The sequence below is a fragment of the Spirochaetota bacterium genome (genome assembly GCA_017999915.1).
Taxonomy (GTDB): Bacteria; Spirochaetota; UBA4802; order UBA4802; family UBA5550; genus RBG-16-49-21.
The window spans coordinates 76,656-96,843 of record JAGNKX010000014.1; the positions used below are offsets into that span (position 1 = coordinate 76,656).

Below are 20,188 nucleotides of genomic sequence, written 5' to 3' on the forward strand. Positions count from 1 at the left end.
GTATGAATATACGATATTATATGTAATCAGGAACAGGAGTACTAATGCCAACAATCAATCAGTTAATTCGTCAGGGACGGGAAATGAAGAGAAAAAAGACAAAATCCCCCGCCCTCAAGAACTGCCCGCAGAAGCGCGGCGTATGCACCAGGGTAATGACCTTTACCCCGAAGAAACCGAACTCGGCCCTGCGGAAGGTGGCGCGGGTGCGCCTTACCAACGGCATTGAAGTGACGGCTTATATCCCCGGCATCGGCCACAACCTGCAGGAGCACAGCGCGGTGCTTATCCGGGGCGGCCGTGTCAAGGACCTGCCGGGCGTCAGGTACCACATTATCCGGGGGACCCTGGACACCCTCGGTGTGGACGATCGTAAAAAGAGCCGGTCAAAATACGGGACCAAGCGGCCCAAGGCATAATCATTGATAGCGAGGAACTAATATGCGGAGAAGAAGACCAGTCAAGCGGGAGCAGTTACCCGATCCCAAATACGGAAGCAAGCTCGTTTCCAAGTTCATCAACTGCATGATGATGCAGGGAAAGAAGGGCGTTTCGGAGACAAATTTCTATAAGGCGATGGACATCATCCAGAAAAAGACCCAGAAGGATCCCATCGAGGTGTTCGTCCAGGCCCTTGAAAACACCAAACCTCTGGTGGAGGTCAAGTCCCGCCGGGTCGGCGGCGCGACCTACCAGGTTCCGGTCGAGATCAGGCCGGAGCGCCGTCAGGCACTGGGCATACGGTGGCTCATCACGAACTCACGGGCCCGTTCCGAAAAAACCATGTTCGAGAAGCTCGCCGGCGAATTGATGGATGCGTTCAACAACACAGGAACATCGATCAAGAAAAGGGAAGACACGCACAAGATGGCCGAGGCCAACAAGGCCTTCGCGCACTACAAGTGGTAAGTTGAAGTCAATCACATGCCCCCGCCGCTGGCGGGGGCATGTTTTGTATAATATGAAATTGTTCGAAATACCAGGCTTTCCTGGTATTTTTACATCTGGTGAATCTATCATTTTTTTGCATAAAAGGGATTCATTTGAAATGCCGCAATTGCAAACGCGGCAGATATCTCACTTGTTCCGCCTCGTAGTTACGTCCCTGTAAGACTCGGCTGTCGACCTCATCCGTGACGCTACTACTGCCAGGATGGCAGGAGTGCCGCGAAGGACAGGAGGTCCGAGAGCGGCCTCGTTGAGATATCATGCCGCTTTTACACGCAATCACATCGGCCAGGCTGCTCTGATGCTTTTCACGGCATCTACATGAATACTGAAGGTATATATGCCACGGGAACTGCCCCTCAACAGAACGCGCAATATCGGCATCATGGCCCACATCGATGCCGGCAAAACGACGCTTACGGAGAGGATCCTTTTCTATACCGGCAAGACCCACAAGTTGGGGGAAGTGCACGAAGGGACCGCGGAGATGGACTGGATGGTGCAGGAAAAGGAGCGGGGCATCACCATCACGGCGGCTGCGACCTCCTGTTTCTGGAAGAACACGATCATCAATATCATCGACACGCCGGGCCACGTCGATTTCACCATGGAGGTGGAGCGGAGCCTGCGAGTTCTCGATTCGGCCATCGCCGTGTTTGACGGCGTAGCCGGAGTCGAGCCGCAGTCGGAGACCGTGTGGCGCCAGGCAGACCACTACCACATTCCGCGCATCTGCTTCGTGAACAAGATGGACCGGGTGGGCGCCGATTTCGAGCGGTGCCTGGCCATGATCCGGGAAAAGCTTCACGCGGTTCCGCTGCCCCTCCAGATCCCTATGGGCACCGAGGACGCGCACCGCGGCGTCGTGGACCTCGTAACGATGAAGGCCCTTGCCTGGACCGATGAGCTGGGCAATGAAATCGCGGAAGCGGCGATCCCCGCCGAGTTAGCCGAAAAGGCCCGGTCATACCGGGAAGCGCTCATTGAAACCGTGGCGGAGCACGATGACGCGATCATGCACAAGTACCTGGAAGGCGAGGAGCCGGCCGAGCAGGAAATAAGGGACGTCATAAGGAAAATAACCGCTGAAACAGCGGTGTTTCCCGTGCTGTGCGGATCAGCTCTCCGCAACAAGGGGGTGCAGCCGGTCCTTGACGCCATCGTGGAATATCTTCCCTCGCCCCGTGACATCAAGCCCGTCGAGGGCCATAATCCTAAAAATACAGAAGAGATCGTCACGCGGGAGGCGAGCGACAAGGCCCCCTTCTGCGGCCTGGTGTTCAAGCTGATGAGCGATCCCTACGTGGGCAAGCTGTCCTACCTGCGGGTCTACTCCGGGCACATCAAGACCGGCGATCAGGTATTCAATGTCACGACCGGCAAGAAGGAGCGTCTCCAGCGGTGCCTCCGCATGCACGCCAACGACCGGGAGGACATCAAGGAAGTCTACACCGGCGACATCGTCGCGGTGGTGGGATTGCGGAGCGCCCGCACCGGCGATACGCTGGCCGACGAATTCAACCCGGTACTCCTTGAAAAAATGGAATTCCCGGATCCGGTCATCTCCGTGGCCATCGAGCCGAAGACGAAAGCCGACCAGGAAAAGCTGGAAGCTGCCCTGCGGCGCCTCGAAGAGGAAGATCCCACCTTCCATGTCAATGCCGACCCGGGATCGGGTCAGACCCTGATATCGGGCATGGGGGAGCTCCACCTTGAGATAATCGTGGACCGGATCACCCGCGAATTCAACATACAGGCAAACGTGGGGAAACCACAGGTGACCTACAAGGAGACCATCACCAGGGGCACCGAATCGGAATACAGGTACGAGAAACAGATCGGCGGCAAGGACCAGTTCGGCCACGTGGTTATACGCATGGAGCCGGGACAGGCCGGGACCGGCCTTGTCTTCAAGAACGAGCTCAGGGGCGATGAGATCCCGGCCGCTCTGATCAAGGACGTCGAAGCGGGCCTGGGTGACGCCATGCAGGCCGGCGTAATAGCCGGATACAAGATGGATGACGTTGCCGTGTCCCTGATCGGCGGGTCCTACAATGAGACCGCGTCGATTCCCATGGCGTACCGCATCGCAGCCAACAACGCCTTCAAGGAGGGGGCACGCAAGGCCGGGCCTGCCCTCATGGAGCCCATCATGAAGCTGGAAGTCGTCTGCCCCGATGAATACACCGGGGACGTCATCAATGACATCAATTCGCGGCGGGGCAGGATCGATAATATCAACATCAGGGGCATGCTGAAGGTCATTGACGCCTTCGTTCCCCTCTCGGAAGTGTTCGGCTACGCCACCAGCGTTCGGTCCATGAGCCAGGGAAGGGCGACCCACACATTGCAGGTTTCCCATTACGAGATCGTCCCCAAAGAAATAACTGATAGGATTATCGGGAGGATGAGCGGCATTTTTTATTGATCGTGCATGCCAAAACGGCAGAAACACGGTTTTTGGAAAAAATTTTTAAATATTCGAAAATCCGGTATTTTCATTAAAAATGCCGGAAGGGCAACACCTGAAAATAGTTTGGGTACCAGTAAACGATCTGAAATCTGATTTTTTTATCGATAAAACATTAATTTAGAATAATTTTTTATTAATTTGTTGACAGAATAAGCACATTTTTTTTAATTCTAAAACTCGCAATTTGTATGGGCAAAAATTGAACGGTACGCATAAAATTTGTATTTTTTTAATGTTTTAAATAAAAAATGCAATTTTTAACCTGATATGAGTACCAAAAAAGGAAACAACCTAATTCGTTTTGTCAAAAGTTTCCTTATAACAATTTTATTCTTTATTGTTATACATTAATATCATCCTTTTTGTGGGTAGATATTTTACTTAATGTTGTGCAGGAAAAATAATTAAGGAGTGAAATCCAATGGGTAAAGAAAAATTTCAACGGACCAAACCTCACGTTAACGTTGGCACGATTGGTCACATCGATCATGGCAAGACAACTCTGACATCGGCTATTACAAAATGCCTGTTTTTGAAATATGGTCTTGGCAAGCCTATTGAATTTGATCAGATCGACAATGCTCCGGAAGAGAAGGCGCGGGGTATAACGATTGCCACGTCACACCAGGAATATGAAACGCCCAAGCGGCACTACGCCCATGTCGACTGCCCGGGCCATGCCGACTATATCAAGAACATGATCACCGGCGCCGCCCAGATGGACGCAGCCATTCTCGTTGTCGCCGCCGGCGACGGCGCCATGCCGCAAACCAAGGAGCACGTTCTCCTGGCTCACCAGGTCAACGTTCCCTACATGGTCGTTTTCCTTAATAAAGTAGACATGATAGACAAGTCCGAGCGGGACGAGATGATCGAGCTGGTCGAGATGGAAATCAGGGAGCTCCTCTCCAAGTATGAATTCCCCGGCGACGAAGTTCCTATAATCCCCGGTTCGGCCCTCAAGGCTCTTGAGGAAGCCGATGCGAAGAAAACCGACGGCGAATGGTTCACCACGGTTATCAAGCTTGCCGAAGCCCTGGACGAGTACGTTCCCGAGCCGAAGCGCGCCACCGACAAACCCTTCCTGATGCCGATCGAGGACGTCTTCTCCATTACCGGCCGCGGCACTGTCGTGACCGGCAGGATCGAGCGTGGCATTGTCCACACCGGCGACGAAGTCGAGATTATCGGCTTCACCGAAACGAAGAAAACGGTATGCACCGGCGTTGAGATGTTCCGCAAGATTCTTGATGAAGGCCAGGCCGGCGACAATGTCGGTTGCCTCCTCCGCGGTACCGGAAAAGACGAGGTTATGCGCGGCCAGGTCCTCGCGAAGCCCGGCTCAATCACACCTCATAAGAAATTTACCGGGAAAGTGTATGTCCTCAAGAAAGAAGAGGGCGGACGCCATACTCCGTTTTTCGGGAATTACCGGCCGCAGTTTTATTTCAGAACGACCGACGTTACGGGTATAGTGACCCTTCCGTCGGGAGTCGAGATGGTTATGCCCGGAGATGATATAGATATGACGATTGAGCTTATCACCCCGGTGGCAATGGAAGAAGAACTCCGTTTCGCCATCCGCGAAGGCGGCAGAACCGTCGGCGCGGGGGTCGTTACAAAGGTTATAGAGTAGCATATTCTGTTAAGGACGCGAATATAGCACTTTATGGTCAGACCATCATACTGATGGTCTGACCTGTGTATTTTGATGATATAAAAATTATTTCAGGTAAGTGAAGTGGCAAAGTCTACTGGACAACGTATAAGGGTTAAGCTAAGATCATTTGACGCAAAGTTGCTGGATCAATCAGCCGAGAAGATCGTCGCCACCACCAATCGGAGCGGCGCCAAGGTTGCGGGTCCCATACCTCTGCCGACAAAGATCGAGAAGTTCTGCGTGCTCAAATCACCTCACGTGAACAAGAAGGCCCGTGAGCAGTTTGAGATCCGCACGCACAAGCGTTTGATTGACATCATTGATCCGAATTCTGATACGGTCGAGGCTCTGATGAAGCTGGAGCTGCCCGCCGGTGTTTCGGTTGATATTAAATCCTGACCTTGCATAGTTCTTTATCTTAGTTTCCTTATCATCTAATATTTTTTGGATAGGAATGAGTGATGAAAAAGGCGCTTATTGGCAGAAAAATCGGGATGACCCAGTTTATACATGAGGATGGTACGGCGACGCCCGTTACCGTGTGCGAGCTCGGCCCCTGCGTGGTTGTGCAGAAAAAGAACGTAGAGAAGGACGGCTACTCGGCGTTGAAGCTCGGCTTCAGGGATGTCAAAGAACAGCGGTTGACCAAGCCGATACTTTCTGATTTGAAGAAAAAGAGCATCAGGCCCCTCGGGACTTTCGGCGAGATTGCCGTATTCGACGAATCCCTTGATGTGGGCAGCGAGATCAAATGCTCCATCTTCGCCGAGAATACGGTCGTCAACGTTACCGGCGTATCAAAGGGCAAGGGCTTTGCCGGCGTTGTCAAGCGGCACGGCTTCGGCGGCGGCCGCGAGACCCACGGTTCGACCTTTCACCGCGCCCCCGGCTCCATCGGCGCCTGCGCTTTCCCGAGTGAAGTGTGGAGGGGCCAGCGCATGCCGGGAAGAATGGGTTTCAGGACCGTCACTGTCAAGAACCTGAAAATCGTAAAGGTCTTCGAGGATAAGAACATTGTGCTGATTTCCGGGGCCATACCGGGCAGAAAAAACACACTGATTACAGTGTGCGAACGATAGGCAGGCGGACGATGAAAGTTGATAAATATTCCATAGACGGCAAAGTCGTAGGCTCGATCGAGCTGTCCGACAGTGTCTTCAGCGCTGAAGTAAACGATATACTGATATACGAACTCGTTAAATCGGCAAACGCGAACCTGCGCCAGGGAACACATAAGACGAAGGAGCGCTCCGAGGTGAGCGGCGGCGGCGCAAAGCCGTGGAAGCAGAAAGGCACGGGCCGTGCCCACTCGGGATCGAGCCGGTCGCCCATATGGCGGGGCGGCGGCACCATTTTCGGGCCCGTACCGCGCAGCTACCGGATAGATCTTCCGCGCACCATCAAGCGATCCGCATACCGGGCACTTTTTTCTCTAAAGGCAAAGCAGGGAAGCATCAAGGTGGTTGAGGATTTCAAGGTTAACGGGAAAACAAAGGAAGTCGCAAAAATCGGCAAGGCCTTCTCCATTTCGAAGGGGATCATCATCGCCGACAGCGACGATATGATGCTCAAGCGGTCGGTGAAGAATATTCCATGGCTGACCTACAATAATGTTAACAGAATTTCAGGCAAGGATATCTTTTATTCGAAGGAACTCATCATTACGGAAAGCGCGGTGATGAAGCTGAATGAACGATATGCCGAGGGCGGCAAATAATGAACGCGAATGATATCATTTTAAAGCCGGTTATTTCGGAAAAGACTACCGAGCTTATGGGAATAAACAAGTATGTATTCCGGGTGTCCATGAAGGCCAACAAGCTCATGGTGTACGGCGCCGTGAAGGAGCTGTTCGGCGTACAGCCGGAGAAGGTGAATGTTCTCGTCATGCGGGGTAAAAACCGAAGGCTCCGTTACCGGACCGGCAAGAGGAGCGCATGGAAGAAGGCGATCGTAACGCTCAAGCCGGGCGAAAAGATAGAGCTTTTCGAAGCGCAATAACAGCCGGTGATGCCCGGTTTGCACAGTTGAAGAGGAACCAGATATGGGACTGAAAAAATTTAGACCGATAACTCAGACGACACGATACAAGACGGTTCTCGATTTTTCCGAGATTACGGAAACCGAACCGTATAAACCCCTGACCAGGGGCAAAAAGGAAAACGCGGGCCGCGGCAACAAGGGTCATATTTCCGTGCGGCGTCGCGGCGGCGGCCACAAGCGCCTGTACCGCATCATCGATTTCAAGCGTGACAAGCACGGCATCGCGGGCCGTGTTGATACGATCGAGTATGATCCCAACCGTTCGGCCAACATAGCGCTGATCACCTATATTGACGGGGAAAAAAGATATATCGTCGCTCCGGATACGCTCAAGGTGGGAGACTCGATAATGTCCGGCGACAATGCCGAGATCAAGGTCGGGAACGCTCTTCCCCTTAAGAGCATACCGCTGGGCACCAACATCTTTAATATTGAAATGAGCCGCGGCAAGGGAGGCCAGTTGGTCCGGTCGGCCGGCGCGTCGGCGGTAATCACCGCCAAAGAAGGAACATACTGTCTGATCAAGCTCCCCTCGGGGGAGATTCGCAAGATACACCAGGAATGCTACGCCACCATCGGCGAAGTCGGCAACAAGGACTTCGGTCTCGTGACTATCGGCAAGGCCGGCAGGTCCCGGTGGATGAATAAGAGACCCAAGGTGCGGGGGGTCGCCATGAACCCGGTCGATCACCCACTAGGAGGCGGTGAAGGAAAATCGTCCGGAGGCCGTCACCCTTGTTCGCCGACGGGCGTTCCCAGCAAGGGATACAAGACACGAAAGAAGTATAAAGTAAGCGACAAATATATTGTTAATCGAAGGAAGAAGTAATGGCTCGGTCAGTAAAAAAAGGTCCGTACGTTGACATTAAGTTGTTCAAAAAGATTGAGGACATGAATTCCTCGAACTCGAAGAAGGCCATCAAAACATGGTCGCGCAGATCGACGATTTTTCCGGAAATGATAGGCCACACGCTGATGGTTCACAACGGGAAAAACTTCATCCCTGTGTATGTCACGGAAAACATGATCGGCCACAAGCTCGGTGAGTTCGCGCCGACGAGGACCTACCGGGGCCATAGAACGAAAGACGATAAAATTGCCAAGAGGAAGTAGCAATGGAAGCGCAAGCTTTTTCGAAAAATAACAGGATTTCCGCCTCAAAAGCGAGGCTGGTCGCCAACGAGGTACGGGGCGAGGAGCTTCTGTACGCGATAGAAATTCTCAAGGCGATGCCGCAGAAATCGGCCCGCCTCATACTGAAGACGCTCTATTCGGCCGGGGCGAACGCGAAATACATCAAGCCCGATATCATGGACAAGGATCTCTACATTAAAAAGATCGTCGTCGACGTTGGGCCGACCATGAAGCGGTTCCGCCCCAGGGCGCGGGGCCGGGCGAACCGGATCAAGAAAAGAACAAGCAGCATTCGGATTGTATTATCTGACGAAAATTAAAATATAAGGGTATCCATATATGGGTCAAAAGGTAAATCCAATAGGACTGAGGGTGGGCGTCAACAGGACGTGGGATTCCATCTGGTATGAAGATAAAAAGAATTACGCGAAATATCTTCATGAAGACCTTGCTATAAAGGAATATGTCGAGAAGGAGAAAAAATCAGCCGGAATATCCAGAGTGGCCATCGACCGCTTCCCTGACAGGGTCAATGTAAATATCCACGCTTCCCGTCCCGGCGTCCTCATCGGCAAGAAGGGGTCCGATATCGAGGCCCTGAAGGAAAAGCTCCAGAAGATTGCGTCGAAAAATGTATATATAAACATTATCGAGGTGAAGAAGCCAGAAAAGAATGCGAGCCTCATCGCCCAGCAGATAGCCCAGCAGGTCGAGGGGCGGTTCCCCTACCGGAGGGCCGTCAAGCAGGCCATTACCAACGCGATGCGGACCGGCGCCCTGGGGATCAAAGTGGTCTGCTCGGGACGATTGAACAACGCCGAGATGGCGCGCCAGGAAGCTTACAAGGAAGGAAGGATACCCCTTCATACGCTGCGCGCCGAAATTGATTATGGGTTTGCCGAGGCGCTGACCACCTTCGGCCTGATCGGAGTGAAGGTGTGGATATACAACGGCGATGTTCTCACGAAAGACGTCGAGGACGAAGAAGACAAATATACCGTAAAACGCAAAACAAAGTGAGTAAGGGATAGCTGCCATGTTAATGCCGAAACGACAAAGATTCAGGAAAGTGCAGCGTGGACATATGCGGGGCGCCGCCCATCGCGGCTCCACGATAGCCTTCGGTGAAATCGGCCTCAAGGTCATTGAACCGGGCGAGATTACAGCGCGCCAGATTGAGGCCGCTCGGGTCGCCATCACCAGGAGGGTCAAGCGGGGCGGAAAGCTCTGGATCAGGATTTTTCCGGACCGTCCCTTCACCAAGAAGCCGGCTGAGACCCGGATGGGCAAGGGCAAGGGAAATCCCGAGGGTTTTGTGGCCAGGGTAAAGCCGGGCAAAATACTTTTTGAAATAGCCGGTATCGATGAAATCCTGGCGAAGGAAGCGCTGCTGAACGCGGCGTTCAAGCTTCCGCTCAAGACTAAAATTGTGAAAATAAACGAATAGCAGACGCGAGGATTGATTCATGAAAGGGAAACTGGAAGAATTGACGCTTGAGGAACTGGATCGAAGCCTCAATGAAACGAAGGAAATCCTTCGGAAAGAGCGGTTCAAGGCCGTCACCAGCAAGGTTGAGAATCCGAAGAAAATCAAGGAATTGAAAAAGCATATCGCCCGCGTATTGACCCTGAAAAAGGAATATGCCCTGGGCGTCAGACAGACTAAGGCATCTCGATAACCGTACGAAGGAAATGGTCGGACCATGGTAAAAAAAAGGAAACAGTTAATCGGAAAAGTAGTAAGCGACAAAATGGACAAGACGATCGTTATTGAGATCGAAAACCTTGTCATGCATTCTCTATATAAAAAGTCGGTACGCAGGACCAAGCGGATCAAGAGTCACGACGAGAAGAATGAATGCGCCGTCGGCGATATCGTCAAGATCGAGGAAGCCAGGCCGTTATCTAAAGAGAAGAGATACCGTTTAATTGAAATTGTAGAAAAAGCCAAATAGAGGAATAGCGATGATTCAAGTTCAAACAATGCTGGAAGTGGCTGATAACAGCGGCGTGAAAAGGGTCCAGTGCATCAAGGTGCTGGGCGGAACGAGGCGGCGGTACGCCACGGTCGGCGATATTATCGTCGTTGCCGTCAAAGACTCGCAGCCCTCATACGGGCTGAAGGATTCGATGGGGAAAAAAGTTCATGGCAAGGCCGTATTGAGGGCGGTCGTGGTTCGCACGACGAGTCCGGTGCGCCGCAAGGACGGTTCATACATCAGGTTCGACGATAATGCCGTTGCCATCATTGACGCCAAGGGCGAGCCCCGGGGTTCGCGTATATTCGGGCCGGTAGCACGGGAACTGCGCGACAGGAATTTTCTCAAGATCGTATCGCTGGCTCCCGAGGTCCTTTAAGGGTGAATTATATGAAGCAGGATACTACCACAACACGGATAAAGAAAAATGACAATGTTGTCGTGAACGCCGGCGCGGACCGCGGCAGGCGCGGCAAGGTCCTGAAAGTCGGGACTAAGTCCGGCAGGATCATCGTCGAAGGAATCAACAAAAGGAAGAAGTACCTCAAACCGGGTCCGGAACAGCCCAAGGGCGGCGTCGTGAACATGGAATTTCCCGTTGACATATCCAATGTCATGATTTTCTGCGACAAATGCAAGAAGGGAGTACGCATCGGGATCCAGTTCAAGGACAAGAACAGGGTCAGGGTCTGCAAGAAATGCGGAAAGAGCCTGGATTAGTACTACATTTGGATTAAAAAGGACAGTAGCAATGGCTGCAAGATTGAGAGAAGAATACGACAAGAATATAAAAAAGAAGCTGATGGACAGTTTCAAGTTTACGTCCATCATGCAGGTTCCTAAGCTTGAGAAAATCGTTCTGAATGTGGGCATGGGCGACGGTCATGCAAACCCGAACGGCATGAAGGCCGTTGTGGAGGAGCTTTCCAACATCACCGGGCAGCGCGCGGTAAAGACGCTTTCCAAGAAATCGATCGCCAATTTCAAGATCAGGGACGGCATGGACGTGGGCGCCCGCGTGACACTGCGCGGAGACCGGATGTACGAATTCCTGGACCGCCTCATCAACGTGGCCCTTCCCCGGGTGCGCGACTTCAAGGGGCTGTCGCCGAAATCCTTCGACAACTTCGGCAATTATAACTTTTCCGTAATGGAACAGATCATTTTCCCGGAAATAGATTTCGACAAGGTAGAGAAAATACACGGCATCAACATCACAATCGTCACAACAGCGAAAAAGAAGGAATATGCTAAAGCGCTGCTGGACGGGTTTAAAATGCCTTTTAGATCATAGGAGATACGACTGTGGCACGAACAAGCTTGTGGGCAAAACAGGAAATCGGTCCCAAATACAATGTGCGGTGGCACAACAGGTGCAAGATATGCGGACGCCCCCGCGGATACTTGAGAAGGTTTGAAATGTGCAGGATTTGTTTCAGAAAACTGGCGAGCCAGGGGAAAATTCCCGGCGTTGTGAAATCATCGTGGTAAAAAATTAATCAGGAAAAGAACACATGAGTGCTATTACAGACCCCATTGCAGATATGCTGACGAGAATCAGGAACGCCGTTAAGGCCGGTCATTTGATCGTCGATGTTCCATCGTCCAAGATGAAGGTTTCCATCGCCAAAATTTTGAAGGACGAGGGCTTTATAAAGAATTACAAGTTGAATGACGACAATCGGCAAAAGATCTTACGGATCTATTTGAAGTACTCCGAGGAAAATCAGCCGGCGATCCTGAACCTGACGCGCATCAGCAAGCCGGGCCGGCGAGTATACATCAAGGCCGAGGAACTTATCCCGATCTACAATAATATCGGGATCTGGATCATATCCACGTCAAAAGGAATAATAACCAATAAAACCGCGAAGAAGATGAACGTCGGCGGTGAAATTTTGTGCGAAATATCATAACAGGATAGTAGCGGCAATGTCACGAGTAGCTAGGAAACCGGTCATAATACCGAAAGGCGTAACAGTAGATTATACAAACAGGATCATATCGGTCAAGGGCCCCCTGGGCGAAGACAAGCTGACCCTCATGGACGGTATTGACCTGGAAGTTAAGGATAATGCTATTTCCATAATAGCTAAAAACTCCAAGGAAGATAAAAAGATTGCTGCGGCTTCGGGCCTGATACGGTCCCTCGTGAGCAATATGGTGACCGGAGTCTCCCAGGGCTTTGAAAAGCAGATGGAGATAATCGGGGTTGGATACCGGGTTCAGCAGCAGAACAAGGATGTCCAATTCCAGCTCGGATACTCGCACCCGATCCTTTTTTCCCCACCCGCGGGAATTACCATCGAAGTACAGGAAGCCACAAAGTTTAAGATAAAAGGCTCCAATAAGCAGGTAGTAGGCCAGGTCGCGGCTAATATCCGCAAGCTCAGGCCGCCGGAACCATACAAGGGAAAGGGAATCCGGTATAAAGACGAGCATGTAAGGAAAAAAGCAGGCAAGACAGGTAAATAGAAATGGATAAGATCGCATTAAAAAAGAAACGGATTACCAGAAGACGGTTCATCATAAAGAAAAAGATAGGCGTCAACAAGGACGTTCTGCGGCTCTGTATCAGCAAGTACAACAGCAATATGTACGCTCAGATCATAGATGACCGGAAGCAGCACACGGTGGTGGCCATGTCGACCCTCTCCAAGGAATTCCCCGCGATGAAGAACAAGGCCAACAAGGAAGGGGCGGCTATGCTTGGCAAGATGCTGGGAGAAAAGGCCGTAAAGGCGGGCATTAAAAAAGTTGTCTTTGACAGGAACGGCTACATATACCACGGCAGGGTCAAGGCCTTCGCCGACGCGGCGCGCGAAAGCGGCCTTGAGTTTTAGGAGACGCGATAATGAAACTGAAAAGAAAGAAAACATCTGCCACCGAACTGGAACTTTCGGAAAAAATAGTCACCATCAACCGTGTCGCCAAGGTCGTTAAAGGTGGCCGGCGCTTTTCATTTAACGCACTGGCGGTCATCGGCGACGGCAAGGGTCACGTCGGCATAGGCTTCGGTAAGGCCAATGAGGTTCCCGACGCTATCGATAAAAGCAAGGAAGACGCCAAGAAAAACATTTTCAGGGTGAATCTTCATAAAAATACGATTCCTCATCAGGTTATCGGCAAGTTTAAATCCGCCAAGGTCATCCTCAAACCGGCGGCCCCCGGTACCGGTCTTATCGCCGGAGCGTCGGTCAGGGCAGTCCTTGAGCGTGCAGGCATCAGCGATGTGCTATCGAAAGCACAGGGGTCCAGAAACCCGGTCAACCTGGTAAAGGCGACCCTTGACGGATTGCTCCAGTTACGGAGCTTTGAGGAAGCCGCGAAGCTGCGGGATGTGCCGATGAGCAGGTTGTGGGAATAGTTGGGTGATGATATGGCAAAAAAACTGGTAGTTAAGCAAATAAAGAGCAATATCGGCATCTTGCCGAAGCAGAGGGCGACCCTCAGGGCGCTTGGCCTGCGGAAGATTTCCGCCGAGCGCGTTCACGACGATACCGCGGTCGTGCGGGGCATGATCGACAAGGTGAGTCACCTGGTAACCGTCAAACATATAGATCAGTAGAGAGATGGCATTATGGAAGAAATATATTTGCTGAAAAAGCCTGATTGTATTAAGCGCAGAAAAAGGGTCGGCCGCGGCAACAGCAGCGGTCATGGCAGCCAGAGCGGTAAGGGCCATGACGGGCAGCTCTCAAGGGCTGGCAAGAAGCACTATGCCTGGTTCGAGGGCGGCCAGATGCCCCTGCAGAGGCGCATACCGAAGCGGGGCTTCAATAACTATACCAAGAAGGAATTTCAGGTTGTCAACATATCCCTGCTCGAAAAGCTGGGGCTTTCAGAGATCAACCCGGAAATCTTGAAGAAAGAAGGGGCTATCACCAGGGTAGATAAGCTGGTAAAGATCCTCGGCAAAGGTGATATCACCAAGGCTGTCAAGGTGACGGCCGATGCCTATTCCGGTTCGGCCATTGAGAAAATAAAAAAGGCCGGCGGCGAAGCAAACATCCGCAAGGCATCGGCCAAGAAAGAGAATTGATAGCAGATATTTATTTAAGGGTCCAACAAGGTAGATAATGTCCAACGTAGTCGTTAACATATTCAAGATTCCCGATCTCAGGAAGCGGATATTTTTTACCTTGGCCATATTGATCGTGTATCGGGTCGGCGCCCATATTCCCATACCGGGCATCAATGTTGACGCTCTGTCTGAATACTTCACCCAGGCTCAGAGCGCCGGCGGAATGCTCGATTTCATCGATCTTTTCTCGGGCGGCGCATTCAAGCGGTTCACGATCTTCGCGCTGGGCATCATGCCCTATATTTCGTCGTCGATTATCATAGACCTGCTGAAGGTAGTGTTCCCGGCCCTGGAGCGACTCGCCAAAGAGGGCCACGAGGGCCAGAAAAAGATCACCCAGTATACAAGGTACGGCACGGTGTTTCTCTGCGCCGCCCAGTCCTTCGGCCTGACTTTCTGGATGAAGAGCATGCGGACGACAACGGGCGGCTCGGTCGTTCCGGAAGACTCTGGTATATGGTTTGTCATCATAGCGGTCGTGACCATAACGACCGGCACCATGGTGCTGGTGTGGCTTGGCGACGTTATTACTGAGCGCGGTATCGGCAACGGTATCTCCCTTATCATCATGGCCGGAATCGTTGTCAGGGCGCCCCAGGCATTCACTGCCACCATGAAGAAAATAGGCGATTCCGGTGAGCCCATCATCGGAATAATCCTCATAGGCCTTTTCCTGGCTGTCGTGGCGGCGTCTATCCTTCTGACCCTGGGCCAGAGGAGGATACCGGTCCAGTACGGTAAAAAACAGACGAACCGCGGCACGGTGCAGCGAAGCGCCCAGTACATTCCGCTCCGGGTCAACGCTGCCGGCGTTATTCCGATCATTTTTGCCGCCGCGATTATTACGTTCCCGACGCAGATGATACACATGATCGGCGGCACCAGCTCCGGTATATTGAACAAGCTGCAGTTCTGGCTGTCGCCCGGCCAGATTCCCTATATGATTCTGTACAGCGGCCTTATCATTTTCTTTTGCTTTTTTTATACCGCAATCAGGTTCAACCCGACGGAGATCGCGGACAACCTGAAAAAGTATGGCGGTTTCATTCCCGGCATCAGGCCGGGCCAGAATACGGCTGAATATATCATGGCCATCCTGAACAAGATCAATCTTTCGGGATCCATTTTCCTGGCGTTCATCGCCATTATACCAGACTTGATACTGAGCATCTGGCCGGAACAGGTATCGGTTGAAATGGCCCACCTGTTCGGCGGGACGTCGCTTCTGATCATCGTCGGTGTGGCTCTGGATACGCTGCAGCAGATCGAGTCGCAACTTCTCATGAGGCACTATGACGGTTTCATGAAGGGCGCTCGCATGAAAGGGCGGCATTGATATCCGGAGTATTTTAAATTATATGTGGTTATATGGCAAAAGAAGAACCAATTGAAGTTGAAGGCGTTGTAGTGGAACCGCTGCCCAATGCGATGTTCAGGGTAAAACTGGATAATGGTCATGTCGTTCTCGCCCATATATCCGGTAAAATGAGAATGCATTATATCAGGATACTGGCGGGTGACAAGGTAACAGTTGAATTATCGCCCTACGATTTAAGCCGGGGCAGAATCATATACCGCTCGAAAAACTGAAAAAAGGGTGTCGGGCGTTGAAGAGAACTGAAGCCGTATAAAGAGGTACACGATGAAAGTGAGAGTTTCGGTCAGGAAAATATGCAATGATTGCAAGGTCATCAAGCGGCATGGCGTGGTGCGGGTTATTTGTACGAATCCCCGTCACAAACAGCGCCAGAAGGTGAGGACCGTTAAAAAACATTAATGTAATAGCACCACGAGGAGCATATGGCACGTATAGCTGGCGTTGATTTACCAAATAATAAAAGAGTAGAAATCGCTTTGACCTATATCTTTGGAATCGGTTTGACGACATCCAAGAAAATTCTGGCCGAAGCAAAGGTTGATCCCGACAAGCGGGTCAAGGATCTCGCGGACGAGGAGATCAACGACATACGGAAAACGATTGAAAAAACGGCGAAGGTCGAGGGTGATCTGAGGACTGAAGTCGCCATGAATATAAAACGGCTGATGGACATCGGCTGTTATCGGGGAATCCGCCATCGGAGAGGCCTGCCGGTGCGGGGACAGAATACTAAGAACAACGCCCGGACACGGAAGGGCAAACGGGGCGCCCCGGTCGGCGGCAAGAAGAAAACTCAAGCCAAGTAAGGAGTGAATAGTGAAAGGGAAAAAAGTAAAAACACGAAAAAAGGAAAAAAGGGTTATCCCCATAGGGAAAGCCTATGTCCAGGCCACCTATAATAACACCATCATAACCCTGACCGACATGCAGGGGAACGTTATTTCGTGGGCGTCCGCCGGCGGTGAGGGATTCAAAGGCTCACGTAAGTCTACTCCTTTCGCGGCGCAGATGGCGGCGAAAACAGCGGCCCAGAACGCCATTACCAATGCGGGGCTGCAGAATGTGGAAGTGTTTGTCAAAGGTCCGGGGATCGGAAGGGAAGCGGCGGTACGCTCCCTGTTCCAGTCCGGGCTGAATGTGACTAAGATAAAGGATGTGACCCCGGTGCCGCATAACGGATGCAGGCCTAAAAAGAGAAGAAGAGTATAATGGAGTGATGTGCTATGGGAAGATATACCGGTCCACGGTGTAAATTATGCCGGCGTGAAATGACGCCGCTCATGTTGAAAGGCCAGCGTTGCCTGACCGATAAATGCCCTATCAAGGGTAAGAAAAAATATCCTCCGGGACCCCCGCGGAAAAGGCGCGCGAAATTGTCCGATTACGCCGTCCAGCTACGCGAAAAGCAGAGGATCAGAAGGAGCTACGGCCTGCTGGAGAAGCAGTTCAGGCTCTTGTTCCATGACGCGATGCGCATGAAGGGCGTTACCGGCGACAATATGATGTCGCTCCTCGAACGCCGCCTGGACAACGTGATCTTCAGGATGGGTTTCGCCTCTTCCCGCAGCCAGGCCCGCCAGCTGGTCATGCATAAGCATGTCATGGTGAACGGCAGGATCGTCGATATCCCGTCCTTCAGGGTCACGGAAGGCGCCGTGGTCGCTGTAAGGGAGAATTACGCGGGCAATGTCATGGTCGAGGATTCGATTAAGCTCGCCAAGGCTATTGACTCGATACCCGGATGGATCGAAGTGGATTTTGAAAAAAGAAGCGGCAAGATTTTACGTCTGCCGTTGCGTGAAGATTTAACATCGAATTTTAACGACCAGCTTGTTGTTGAGCTATACTCGAAATAACATGTAGTGCGGGTCTATCGGTGCGCCGGAGCGGCAGCAGGCTGCAATATGCCCGGCATTATCCGATAGGCTCCGGAGGGAACACCCGTATAACAGAGAGGTTCCCTTATTTGTTTTGTACTGTAAATGGAGGTGAAAATGGCCCCACGTAACCTGCTCAAGGGCTTTAAGAGACCAAGTAAAATCACATTCGAACATGATGAATTACAGCCGAATTATGGTCGTTTCGTAGCTGAGCCGTTTGAAAAGGGCTATGGTTTAACAATCGGGAATTCCCTGAGACGCGTATTGCTGTCTTCCATAGAAGGCGCCGCAATTACAGCCATAAAAATTGAGGGCGTACCCCATGAATTTTTTACCATCCCCGGCGTGTATGAGGATGTGACAAGGATCATTCTGAACCTGAAAAAACTGCGGTTCAAGTACAGCGGAGAGCTGCAAAAGGTTCTTCATATCAAGAAAACGGGATCCGGCGATCTGACCGGTTCTGATTTCAACGTGGATCCGGAAATCGAGGTGATGAATCCGGAGCAAGTGGTCGCGACATTGAACGATTCGGCCGATATAGACATGGAAGTGCAGATCGAGCGCGGTCGCGGATATATTCCGGCCGAAGTCAACAAGTCGAACACGGAAACCGTCGGTGTCATACCGATAGATTCCATCTTTTCACCGATAAAGAAGGTGAACGTAAAGGTGGAGGATACACGGGTAGGACAGCGGACCGACTTCGACAAGCTGGTCCTCGAGATATGGACCGATGGCTCGATATCTCCCGATGACGCCCTGGCGCACGCGGCGAAGATTATCAAGGACCACATGACGATCTTCATCAACTTTGAAGAGGAAGTCGAAGCCGAGATCGAGGAAGTCGATGAAAATCTTGAGAAGATGAGAACGCTCCTCGCCAAGTCGATCGATGAGATCGAGTTGTCGGTACGGTCGTATAACACGCTTAAGAGCCAGGACGTTTCAACGCTTGAACAGCTGGTGAAGAAGACGGAAGACGAACTGAAGAAATCGAAGCACTGCAGTGATCTTGTGCTGCATGAGATAAAATCAAAGCTCGAGTCATTGCATCTTAGCTTGGGATTAAAGGATTAACGAGGACGCATATGAGGCATAGAAATAGCGTAAAACAACTAGGCAGAACCCATGCCCACCGGAAGGCGATGTTCGGTAACATGGTGACATCGCTTTTCAGGCACGAGCGCATCGTGACTACGAAAGAAAAAGGCAAGGAGCTGAAGCGGATATCTGAGCGTCTTATCACCAGGGCGAAGCATAACATGGATATTCCCGAAACCGACGGTGGCCGGAAGCTCCACAACAAGCGCGAAGTGATGAAGGTCATCAAGGACCGTGACATCCTCAAAAAGCTTTTTGAAGATATCGCGCCTCGTTTTAAGGACAGGAAAGGCGGATATACGAGGATATACCTCCTTGGAAAAAGATCGGGCGACGCGGCGGAGATGTCCATTATTGAGCTTGTTGAAAAGAAGGTTGTCGTTAAGAAGACCGAGGATAAGGAAGAGAAGAAAGATAAAAAGTCGAAAGAGAAAAAAGAATTAAAGAAAGAGAAAAAAGAAGCCAAAGAGGCAAAAGCAAAAAAGAAGAAAGAAGAAAAGTAGCTATTGCGAGCATATAAAAAAAGCCGGGTTGATGAACCCGGCTTTTTGTGTCTAATACTGCGGAGTGTTTCATCCCTGCTTGTTGCCACCCTGGTTCTTCCCGAGTTTCTTCATCTCCACCGCGTGTATGAACCTGATATTGTCGTTGGCATCGACCTTGTACTGTTCCGGTATCCTGTCGTCGAAAATCGGGATGATAGAGCCATGGGAAACATTGTACTTTACCATGCTTTTCCCGAGCTCATTCATGTTTTTAACCCTGTGGATTTCTATGCCGCATTCCTTGGCTTCCCGGCAGAGCGTCACAACATTCAGGTAACTGGTAATGATAAAGTTGATGTTCTTAAAGGTCAGGGTTGTTTTTTTTCGCAGCAGTGCTATCTCCGGATCTTCGAAAATGGTCTTTGCCTTATGATATTTCTTATAGCCTTCACGAAGGTAGGAGCTGATCTTCTCCCTGTCGTGAAACAGGTGGTATTTAGTTGCATCGTAAGGTTTCACGTCTTTCAAGGGATCATAAGGGCGGGCAAAATATGCCGCCAGCCCGCTCTGCTTGCTGTATTCAATAAGAGAGTCAAAGGTGTCCTTGGAGGTTGAGTCGAGAATCTCCTTGGTCCTCTTGAGGTACATGTCGCCGAACACTTCGAGAATGGATATGAGTTCAAGTTTAACTTTTTTGAATTTCGACGCGGACGCGGTAAAATCCTGGCCGTAATAGTTTTCACTGGCGTCCTGAAATTGCTGCCGGATATCCGCATACCGTTTTTTCAGCTGGTCATCGCCGAAGTTTTCCACCATAACACGGAGGCTCCTGAGCGTATCCAGGGCCATTGCGTAGTCTTTGTACGATTTTTCAATGGGTGATATGGGGTAAACGCTGCCGGCTCCTATGGTCAAGAGAAGCAGGGTAAATAGGGCAACATGCTTTTTCATTTCAACACCATATTCCTTGAAGATTTTACCTTTAAATACGCGTATACATTAATCTATTGAATTGCAGCG

General features: G+C 51.2%; 34 protein-coding genes. 33 read left to right on the top strand and 1 reads right to left on the bottom strand.

Annotated elements, in window-relative coordinates:
• Window positions 1-44 precede the first annotated feature (44 nt).
• The 33 genes from rpsL to rplQ all read left to right on the top strand — a co-directional run bounded on the left by rpsL (window position 45) and on the right by rplQ (window position 19,186).
• Window positions 45-419 carry a 30S ribosomal protein S12 gene (gene rpsL / locus KA369_18690; protein ID MBP7738011.1) on the top strand — a complete coding sequence of 125 codons (375 nt, stop codon included), beginning with the start codon at window positions 45-47 and terminating at the stop codon, window positions 417-419.
• Between the two features lie 22 nt (window positions 420-441).
• Window positions 442-909 (top strand): 30S ribosomal protein S7, encoded by a 468-nt coding sequence (gene rpsG / locus KA369_18695; GenBank protein MBP7738012.1) that lies wholly within the window; start codon window positions 442-444, stop codon window positions 907-909.
• A 379-nt stretch (window positions 910-1,288) separates the two neighbouring features.
• Complete coding sequence (fusA, locus tag KA369_18700; GenBank protein ID MBP7738013.1) at window positions 1,289-3,376, top strand: elongation factor G; 2,088 nt, start codon at window positions 1,289-1,291, stop codon at window positions 3,374-3,376.
• A 466-nt stretch (window positions 3,377-3,842) separates the two neighbouring features.
• On the top strand, window positions 3,843-5,057 hold the full coding sequence (gene tuf, locus KA369_18705) for an elongation factor Tu (protein MBP7738014.1): 1,215 nt from the start codon (window positions 3,843-3,845) through the stop codon (window positions 5,055-5,057).
• A gap of 105 nt (window positions 5,058-5,162) precedes the next feature.
• Window positions 5,163-5,480 (top strand): 30S ribosomal protein S10, encoded by a 318-nt coding sequence (gene rpsJ / locus KA369_18710; protein MBP7738015.1) that lies wholly within the window; start codon window positions 5,163-5,165, stop codon window positions 5,478-5,480.
• A gap of 62 nt (window positions 5,481-5,542) precedes the next feature.
• On the top strand, window positions 5,543-6,160 hold the full coding sequence (gene rplC, locus KA369_18715) for a 50S ribosomal protein L3 (protein ID MBP7738016.1): 618 nt from the start codon (window positions 5,543-5,545) through the stop codon (window positions 6,158-6,160).
• Between the two features lie 11 nt (window positions 6,161-6,171).
• Window positions 6,172-6,798, top strand: coding sequence for a 50S ribosomal protein L4 (gene rplD, locus KA369_18720; GenBank protein MBP7738017.1), 627 nt, complete (start codon window positions 6,172-6,174; stop codon window positions 6,796-6,798).
• A complete protein-coding gene (rplW, locus tag KA369_18725; GenBank protein ID MBP7738018.1) occupies window positions 6,795-7,082 on the top strand; it encodes a 50S ribosomal protein L23 in 288 nt (95 codons plus the stop codon). Before rplD ends, rplW begins: the two co-directional genes overlap by 4 nt.
• A gap of 43 nt (window positions 7,083-7,125) precedes the next feature.
• The gene (gene rplB, locus KA369_18730) at window positions 7,126-7,953 is read left to right on the top strand and encodes a 50S ribosomal protein L2 (protein ID MBP7738019.1); all 828 of its coding nucleotides are present in this window, start codon (window positions 7,126-7,128) and stop codon (window positions 7,951-7,953) included.
• On the top strand, window positions 7,953-8,237 hold the full coding sequence (gene rpsS / locus KA369_18735; protein ID MBP7738020.1) for a 30S ribosomal protein S19: 285 nt from the start codon (window positions 7,953-7,955) through the stop codon (window positions 8,235-8,237). Before rplB ends, rpsS begins: the two co-directional genes overlap by 1 nt.
• A gap of 2 nt (window positions 8,238-8,239) precedes the next feature.
• Complete coding sequence (rplV, locus tag KA369_18740) at window positions 8,240-8,578, top strand: 50S ribosomal protein L22 (protein ID MBP7738021.1); 339 nt, start codon at window positions 8,240-8,242, stop codon at window positions 8,576-8,578.
• Between the two features lie 19 nt (window positions 8,579-8,597).
• Window positions 8,598-9,278 carry a 30S ribosomal protein S3 gene (gene rpsC / locus KA369_18745; GenBank protein MBP7738022.1) on the top strand — a complete coding sequence of 227 codons (681 nt, stop codon included), beginning with the start codon at window positions 8,598-8,600 and terminating at the stop codon, window positions 9,276-9,278.
• A gap of 16 nt (window positions 9,279-9,294) precedes the next feature.
• Window positions 9,295-9,705, top strand: coding sequence for a 50S ribosomal protein L16 (rplP, locus tag KA369_18750; protein MBP7738023.1), 411 nt, complete (start codon window positions 9,295-9,297; stop codon window positions 9,703-9,705).
• Window positions 9,706-9,724: 19 nt separating this feature from the next.
• Window positions 9,725-9,937 (top strand): 50S ribosomal protein L29, encoded by a 213-nt coding sequence (rpmC, locus tag KA369_18755; protein MBP7738024.1) that lies wholly within the window; start codon window positions 9,725-9,727, stop codon window positions 9,935-9,937.
• Between the two features lie 24 nt (window positions 9,938-9,961).
• Window positions 9,962-10,213 carry a 30S ribosomal protein S17 gene (rpsQ, locus tag KA369_18760; protein ID MBP7738025.1) on the top strand — a complete coding sequence of 84 codons (252 nt, stop codon included), beginning with the start codon at window positions 9,962-9,964 and terminating at the stop codon, window positions 10,211-10,213.
• 10 nt (window positions 10,214-10,223) lie between these two features.
• Window positions 10,224-10,616, top strand: coding sequence for a 50S ribosomal protein L14 (gene rplN / locus KA369_18765; GenBank protein MBP7738026.1), 393 nt, complete (start codon window positions 10,224-10,226; stop codon window positions 10,614-10,616).
• A gap of 11 nt (window positions 10,617-10,627) precedes the next feature.
• Entirely contained in the window at window positions 10,628-10,957 is a 330-nt protein-coding gene (rplX, locus tag KA369_18770; GenBank protein MBP7738027.1) for a 50S ribosomal protein L24, read from the top strand.
• A gap of 31 nt (window positions 10,958-10,988) precedes the next feature.
• Window positions 10,989-11,531 (top strand): 50S ribosomal protein L5, encoded by a 543-nt coding sequence (gene rplE, locus KA369_18775; protein ID MBP7738028.1) that lies wholly within the window; start codon window positions 10,989-10,991, stop codon window positions 11,529-11,531.
• A gap of 11 nt (window positions 11,532-11,542) precedes the next feature.
• Window positions 11,543-11,728 carry a type Z 30S ribosomal protein S14 gene (locus KA369_18780; protein ID MBP7738029.1) on the top strand — a complete coding sequence of 62 codons (186 nt, stop codon included), beginning with the start codon at window positions 11,543-11,545 and terminating at the stop codon, window positions 11,726-11,728.
• A gap of 23 nt (window positions 11,729-11,751) precedes the next feature.
• Complete coding sequence (rpsH, locus tag KA369_18785; protein MBP7738030.1) at window positions 11,752-12,153, top strand: 30S ribosomal protein S8; 402 nt, start codon at window positions 11,752-11,754, stop codon at window positions 12,151-12,153.
• A 16-nt stretch (window positions 12,154-12,169) separates the two neighbouring features.
• Window positions 12,170-12,712, top strand: coding sequence for a 50S ribosomal protein L6 (gene rplF / locus KA369_18790; protein ID MBP7738031.1), 543 nt, complete (start codon window positions 12,170-12,172; stop codon window positions 12,710-12,712).
• A gap of 2 nt (window positions 12,713-12,714) precedes the next feature.
• Entirely contained in the window at window positions 12,715-13,080 is a 366-nt protein-coding gene (locus KA369_18795) for a 50S ribosomal protein L18 (GenBank protein MBP7738032.1), read from the top strand.
• Window positions 13,081-13,091: 11 nt separating this feature from the next.
• A complete protein-coding gene (rpsE, locus tag KA369_18800; protein ID MBP7738033.1) occupies window positions 13,092-13,604 on the top strand; it encodes a 30S ribosomal protein S5 in 513 nt (170 codons plus the stop codon).
• A gap of 12 nt (window positions 13,605-13,616) precedes the next feature.
• Window positions 13,617-13,805: a 50S ribosomal protein L30 gene (rpmD, locus tag KA369_18805; protein ID MBP7738034.1), complete on the top strand. Its 189-nt coding sequence runs from the start codon at window positions 13,617-13,619 to the stop codon at window positions 13,803-13,805.
• A gap of 12 nt (window positions 13,806-13,817) precedes the next feature.
• The gene (gene rplO, locus KA369_18810) at window positions 13,818-14,279 is read left to right on the top strand and encodes a 50S ribosomal protein L15 (GenBank protein ID MBP7738035.1); all 462 of its coding nucleotides are present in this window, start codon (window positions 13,818-13,820) and stop codon (window positions 14,277-14,279) included.
• Between the two features lie 37 nt (window positions 14,280-14,316).
• Window positions 14,317-15,657 carry a preprotein translocase subunit SecY gene (secY, locus tag KA369_18815; protein MBP7738036.1) on the top strand — a complete coding sequence of 447 codons (1,341 nt, stop codon included), beginning with the start codon at window positions 14,317-14,319 and terminating at the stop codon, window positions 15,655-15,657.
• Between the two features lie 32 nt (window positions 15,658-15,689).
• On the top strand, window positions 15,690-15,911 hold the full coding sequence (gene infA, locus KA369_18820) for a translation initiation factor IF-1 (protein MBP7738037.1): 222 nt from the start codon (window positions 15,690-15,692) through the stop codon (window positions 15,909-15,911).
• A gap of 52 nt (window positions 15,912-15,963) precedes the next feature.
• Entirely contained in the window at window positions 15,964-16,098 is a 135-nt protein-coding gene (rpmJ, locus tag KA369_18825; GenBank protein MBP7738038.1) for a 50S ribosomal protein L36, read from the top strand.
• A gap of 23 nt (window positions 16,099-16,121) precedes the next feature.
• Window positions 16,122-16,505 carry a 30S ribosomal protein S13 gene (rpsM, locus tag KA369_18830; protein MBP7738039.1) on the top strand — a complete coding sequence of 128 codons (384 nt, stop codon included), beginning with the start codon at window positions 16,122-16,124 and terminating at the stop codon, window positions 16,503-16,505.
• A 7-nt stretch (window positions 16,506-16,512) separates the two neighbouring features.
• Window positions 16,513-16,908 carry a 30S ribosomal protein S11 gene (rpsK, locus tag KA369_18835; protein ID MBP7738040.1) on the top strand — a complete coding sequence of 132 codons (396 nt, stop codon included), beginning with the start codon at window positions 16,513-16,515 and terminating at the stop codon, window positions 16,906-16,908.
• Between the two features lie 14 nt (window positions 16,909-16,922).
• Window positions 16,923-17,555 carry a 30S ribosomal protein S4 gene (gene rpsD / locus KA369_18840; GenBank protein MBP7738041.1) on the top strand — a complete coding sequence of 211 codons (633 nt, stop codon included), beginning with the start codon at window positions 16,923-16,925 and terminating at the stop codon, window positions 17,553-17,555.
• A 138-nt stretch (window positions 17,556-17,693) separates the two neighbouring features.
• The gene (locus tag KA369_18845; protein ID MBP7738042.1) at window positions 17,694-18,659 is read left to right on the top strand and encodes a DNA-directed RNA polymerase subunit alpha; all 966 of its coding nucleotides are present in this window, start codon (window positions 17,694-17,696) and stop codon (window positions 18,657-18,659) included.
• Between the two features lie 11 nt (window positions 18,660-18,670).
• Window positions 18,671-19,186, top strand: coding sequence for a 50S ribosomal protein L17 (rplQ, locus tag KA369_18850; protein ID MBP7738043.1), 516 nt, complete (start codon window positions 18,671-18,673; stop codon window positions 19,184-19,186).
• Window positions 19,187-19,255: 69 nt separating this feature from the next.
• On the opposite strand, the gene KA369_18855 is transcribed toward rplQ, so the two are convergent.
• Window positions 19,256-20,119 (bottom strand): hypothetical protein, encoded by an 864-nt coding sequence (locus KA369_18855; GenBank protein ID MBP7738044.1) that lies wholly within the window; start codon window positions 20,117-20,119, stop codon window positions 19,256-19,258.
• Window positions 20,120-20,188: the final 69 nt, after the last annotated feature.

Coding starts and splice junctions, on each gene's coding strand:
- secY (MBP7738036.1), top strand. CDS start 14,317: ATGTCCAACGTAGTCGTTAACATATTCAAGATTCCCGATCTCAGGAAG.
- rpsM (MBP7738039.1), top strand. CDS start 16,122: ATGGCACGTATAGCTGGCGTTGATTTACCAAATAATAAAAGAGTAGAA.
- rplP (MBP7738023.1), top strand. CDS start 9,295: ATGTTAATGCCGAAACGACAAAGATTCAGGAAAGTGCAGCGTGGACAT.
- rpsD (MBP7738041.1), top strand. CDS start 16,923: ATGGGAAGATATACCGGTCCACGGTGTAAATTATGCCGGCGTGAAATG.
- rplD (MBP7738017.1), top strand. CDS start 6,172: ATGAAAGTTGATAAATATTCCATAGACGGCAAAGTCGTAGGCTCGATC.
- KA369_18795 (MBP7738032.1), top strand. CDS start 12,715: ATGGATAAGATCGCATTAAAAAAGAAACGGATTACCAGAAGACGGTTC.
- rpmD (MBP7738034.1), top strand. CDS start 13,617: ATGGCAAAAAAACTGGTAGTTAAGCAAATAAAGAGCAATATCGGCATC.
- rpsG (MBP7738012.1), top strand. CDS start 442: ATGCGGAGAAGAAGACCAGTCAAGCGGGAGCAGTTACCCGATCCCAAA.
- rplV (MBP7738021.1), top strand. CDS start 8,240: ATGGAAGCGCAAGCTTTTTCGAAAAATAACAGGATTTCCGCCTCAAAA.
- rplB (MBP7738019.1), top strand. CDS start 7,126: ATGGGACTGAAAAAATTTAGACCGATAACTCAGACGACACGATACAAG.
- rpsQ (MBP7738025.1), top strand. CDS start 9,962: ATGGTAAAAAAAAGGAAACAGTTAATCGGAAAAGTAGTAAGCGACAAA.
- KA369_18855 (MBP7738044.1), bottom strand. CDS start 20,119: ATGAAAAAGCATGTTGCCCTATTTACCCTGCTTCTCTTGACCATAGGA.
- rplN (MBP7738026.1), top strand. CDS start 10,224: ATGATTCAAGTTCAAACAATGCTGGAAGTGGCTGATAACAGCGGCGTG.
- rplO (MBP7738035.1), top strand. CDS start 13,818: ATGGAAGAAATATATTTGCTGAAAAAGCCTGATTGTATTAAGCGCAGA.
- rplQ (MBP7738043.1), top strand. CDS start 18,671: ATGAGGCATAGAAATAGCGTAAAACAACTAGGCAGAACCCATGCCCAC.
- rpsS (MBP7738020.1), top strand. CDS start 7,953: ATGGCTCGGTCAGTAAAAAAAGGTCCGTACGTTGACATTAAGTTGTTC.
- rplF (MBP7738031.1), top strand. CDS start 12,170: ATGTCACGAGTAGCTAGGAAACCGGTCATAATACCGAAAGGCGTAACA.
- rpsC (MBP7738022.1), top strand. CDS start 8,598: ATGGGTCAAAAGGTAAATCCAATAGGACTGAGGGTGGGCGTCAACAGG.
- KA369_18845 (MBP7738042.1), top strand. CDS start 17,694: ATGGCCCCACGTAACCTGCTCAAGGGCTTTAAGAGACCAAGTAAAATC.
- rplX (MBP7738027.1), top strand. CDS start 10,628: ATGAAGCAGGATACTACCACAACACGGATAAAGAAAAATGACAATGTT.
- infA (MBP7738037.1), top strand. CDS start 15,690: ATGGCAAAAGAAGAACCAATTGAAGTTGAAGGCGTTGTAGTGGAACCG.
- rpsH (MBP7738030.1), top strand. CDS start 11,752: ATGAGTGCTATTACAGACCCCATTGCAGATATGCTGACGAGAATCAGG.
- rpsL (MBP7738011.1), top strand. CDS start 45: ATGCCAACAATCAATCAGTTAATTCGTCAGGGACGGGAAATGAAGAGA.
- fusA (MBP7738013.1), top strand. CDS start 1,289: ATGCCACGGGAACTGCCCCTCAACAGAACGCGCAATATCGGCATCATG.
- rpsE (MBP7738033.1), top strand. CDS start 13,092: ATGAAACTGAAAAGAAAGAAAACATCTGCCACCGAACTGGAACTTTCG.
- tuf (MBP7738014.1), top strand. CDS start 3,843: ATGGGTAAAGAAAAATTTCAACGGACCAAACCTCACGTTAACGTTGGC.
- rpmJ (MBP7738038.1), top strand. CDS start 15,964: ATGAAAGTGAGAGTTTCGGTCAGGAAAATATGCAATGATTGCAAGGTC.
- rpmC (MBP7738024.1), top strand. CDS start 9,725: ATGAAAGGGAAACTGGAAGAATTGACGCTTGAGGAACTGGATCGAAGC.
- rplE (MBP7738028.1), top strand. CDS start 10,989: ATGGCTGCAAGATTGAGAGAAGAATACGACAAGAATATAAAAAAGAAG.
- rplC (MBP7738016.1), top strand. CDS start 5,543: ATGAAAAAGGCGCTTATTGGCAGAAAAATCGGGATGACCCAGTTTATA.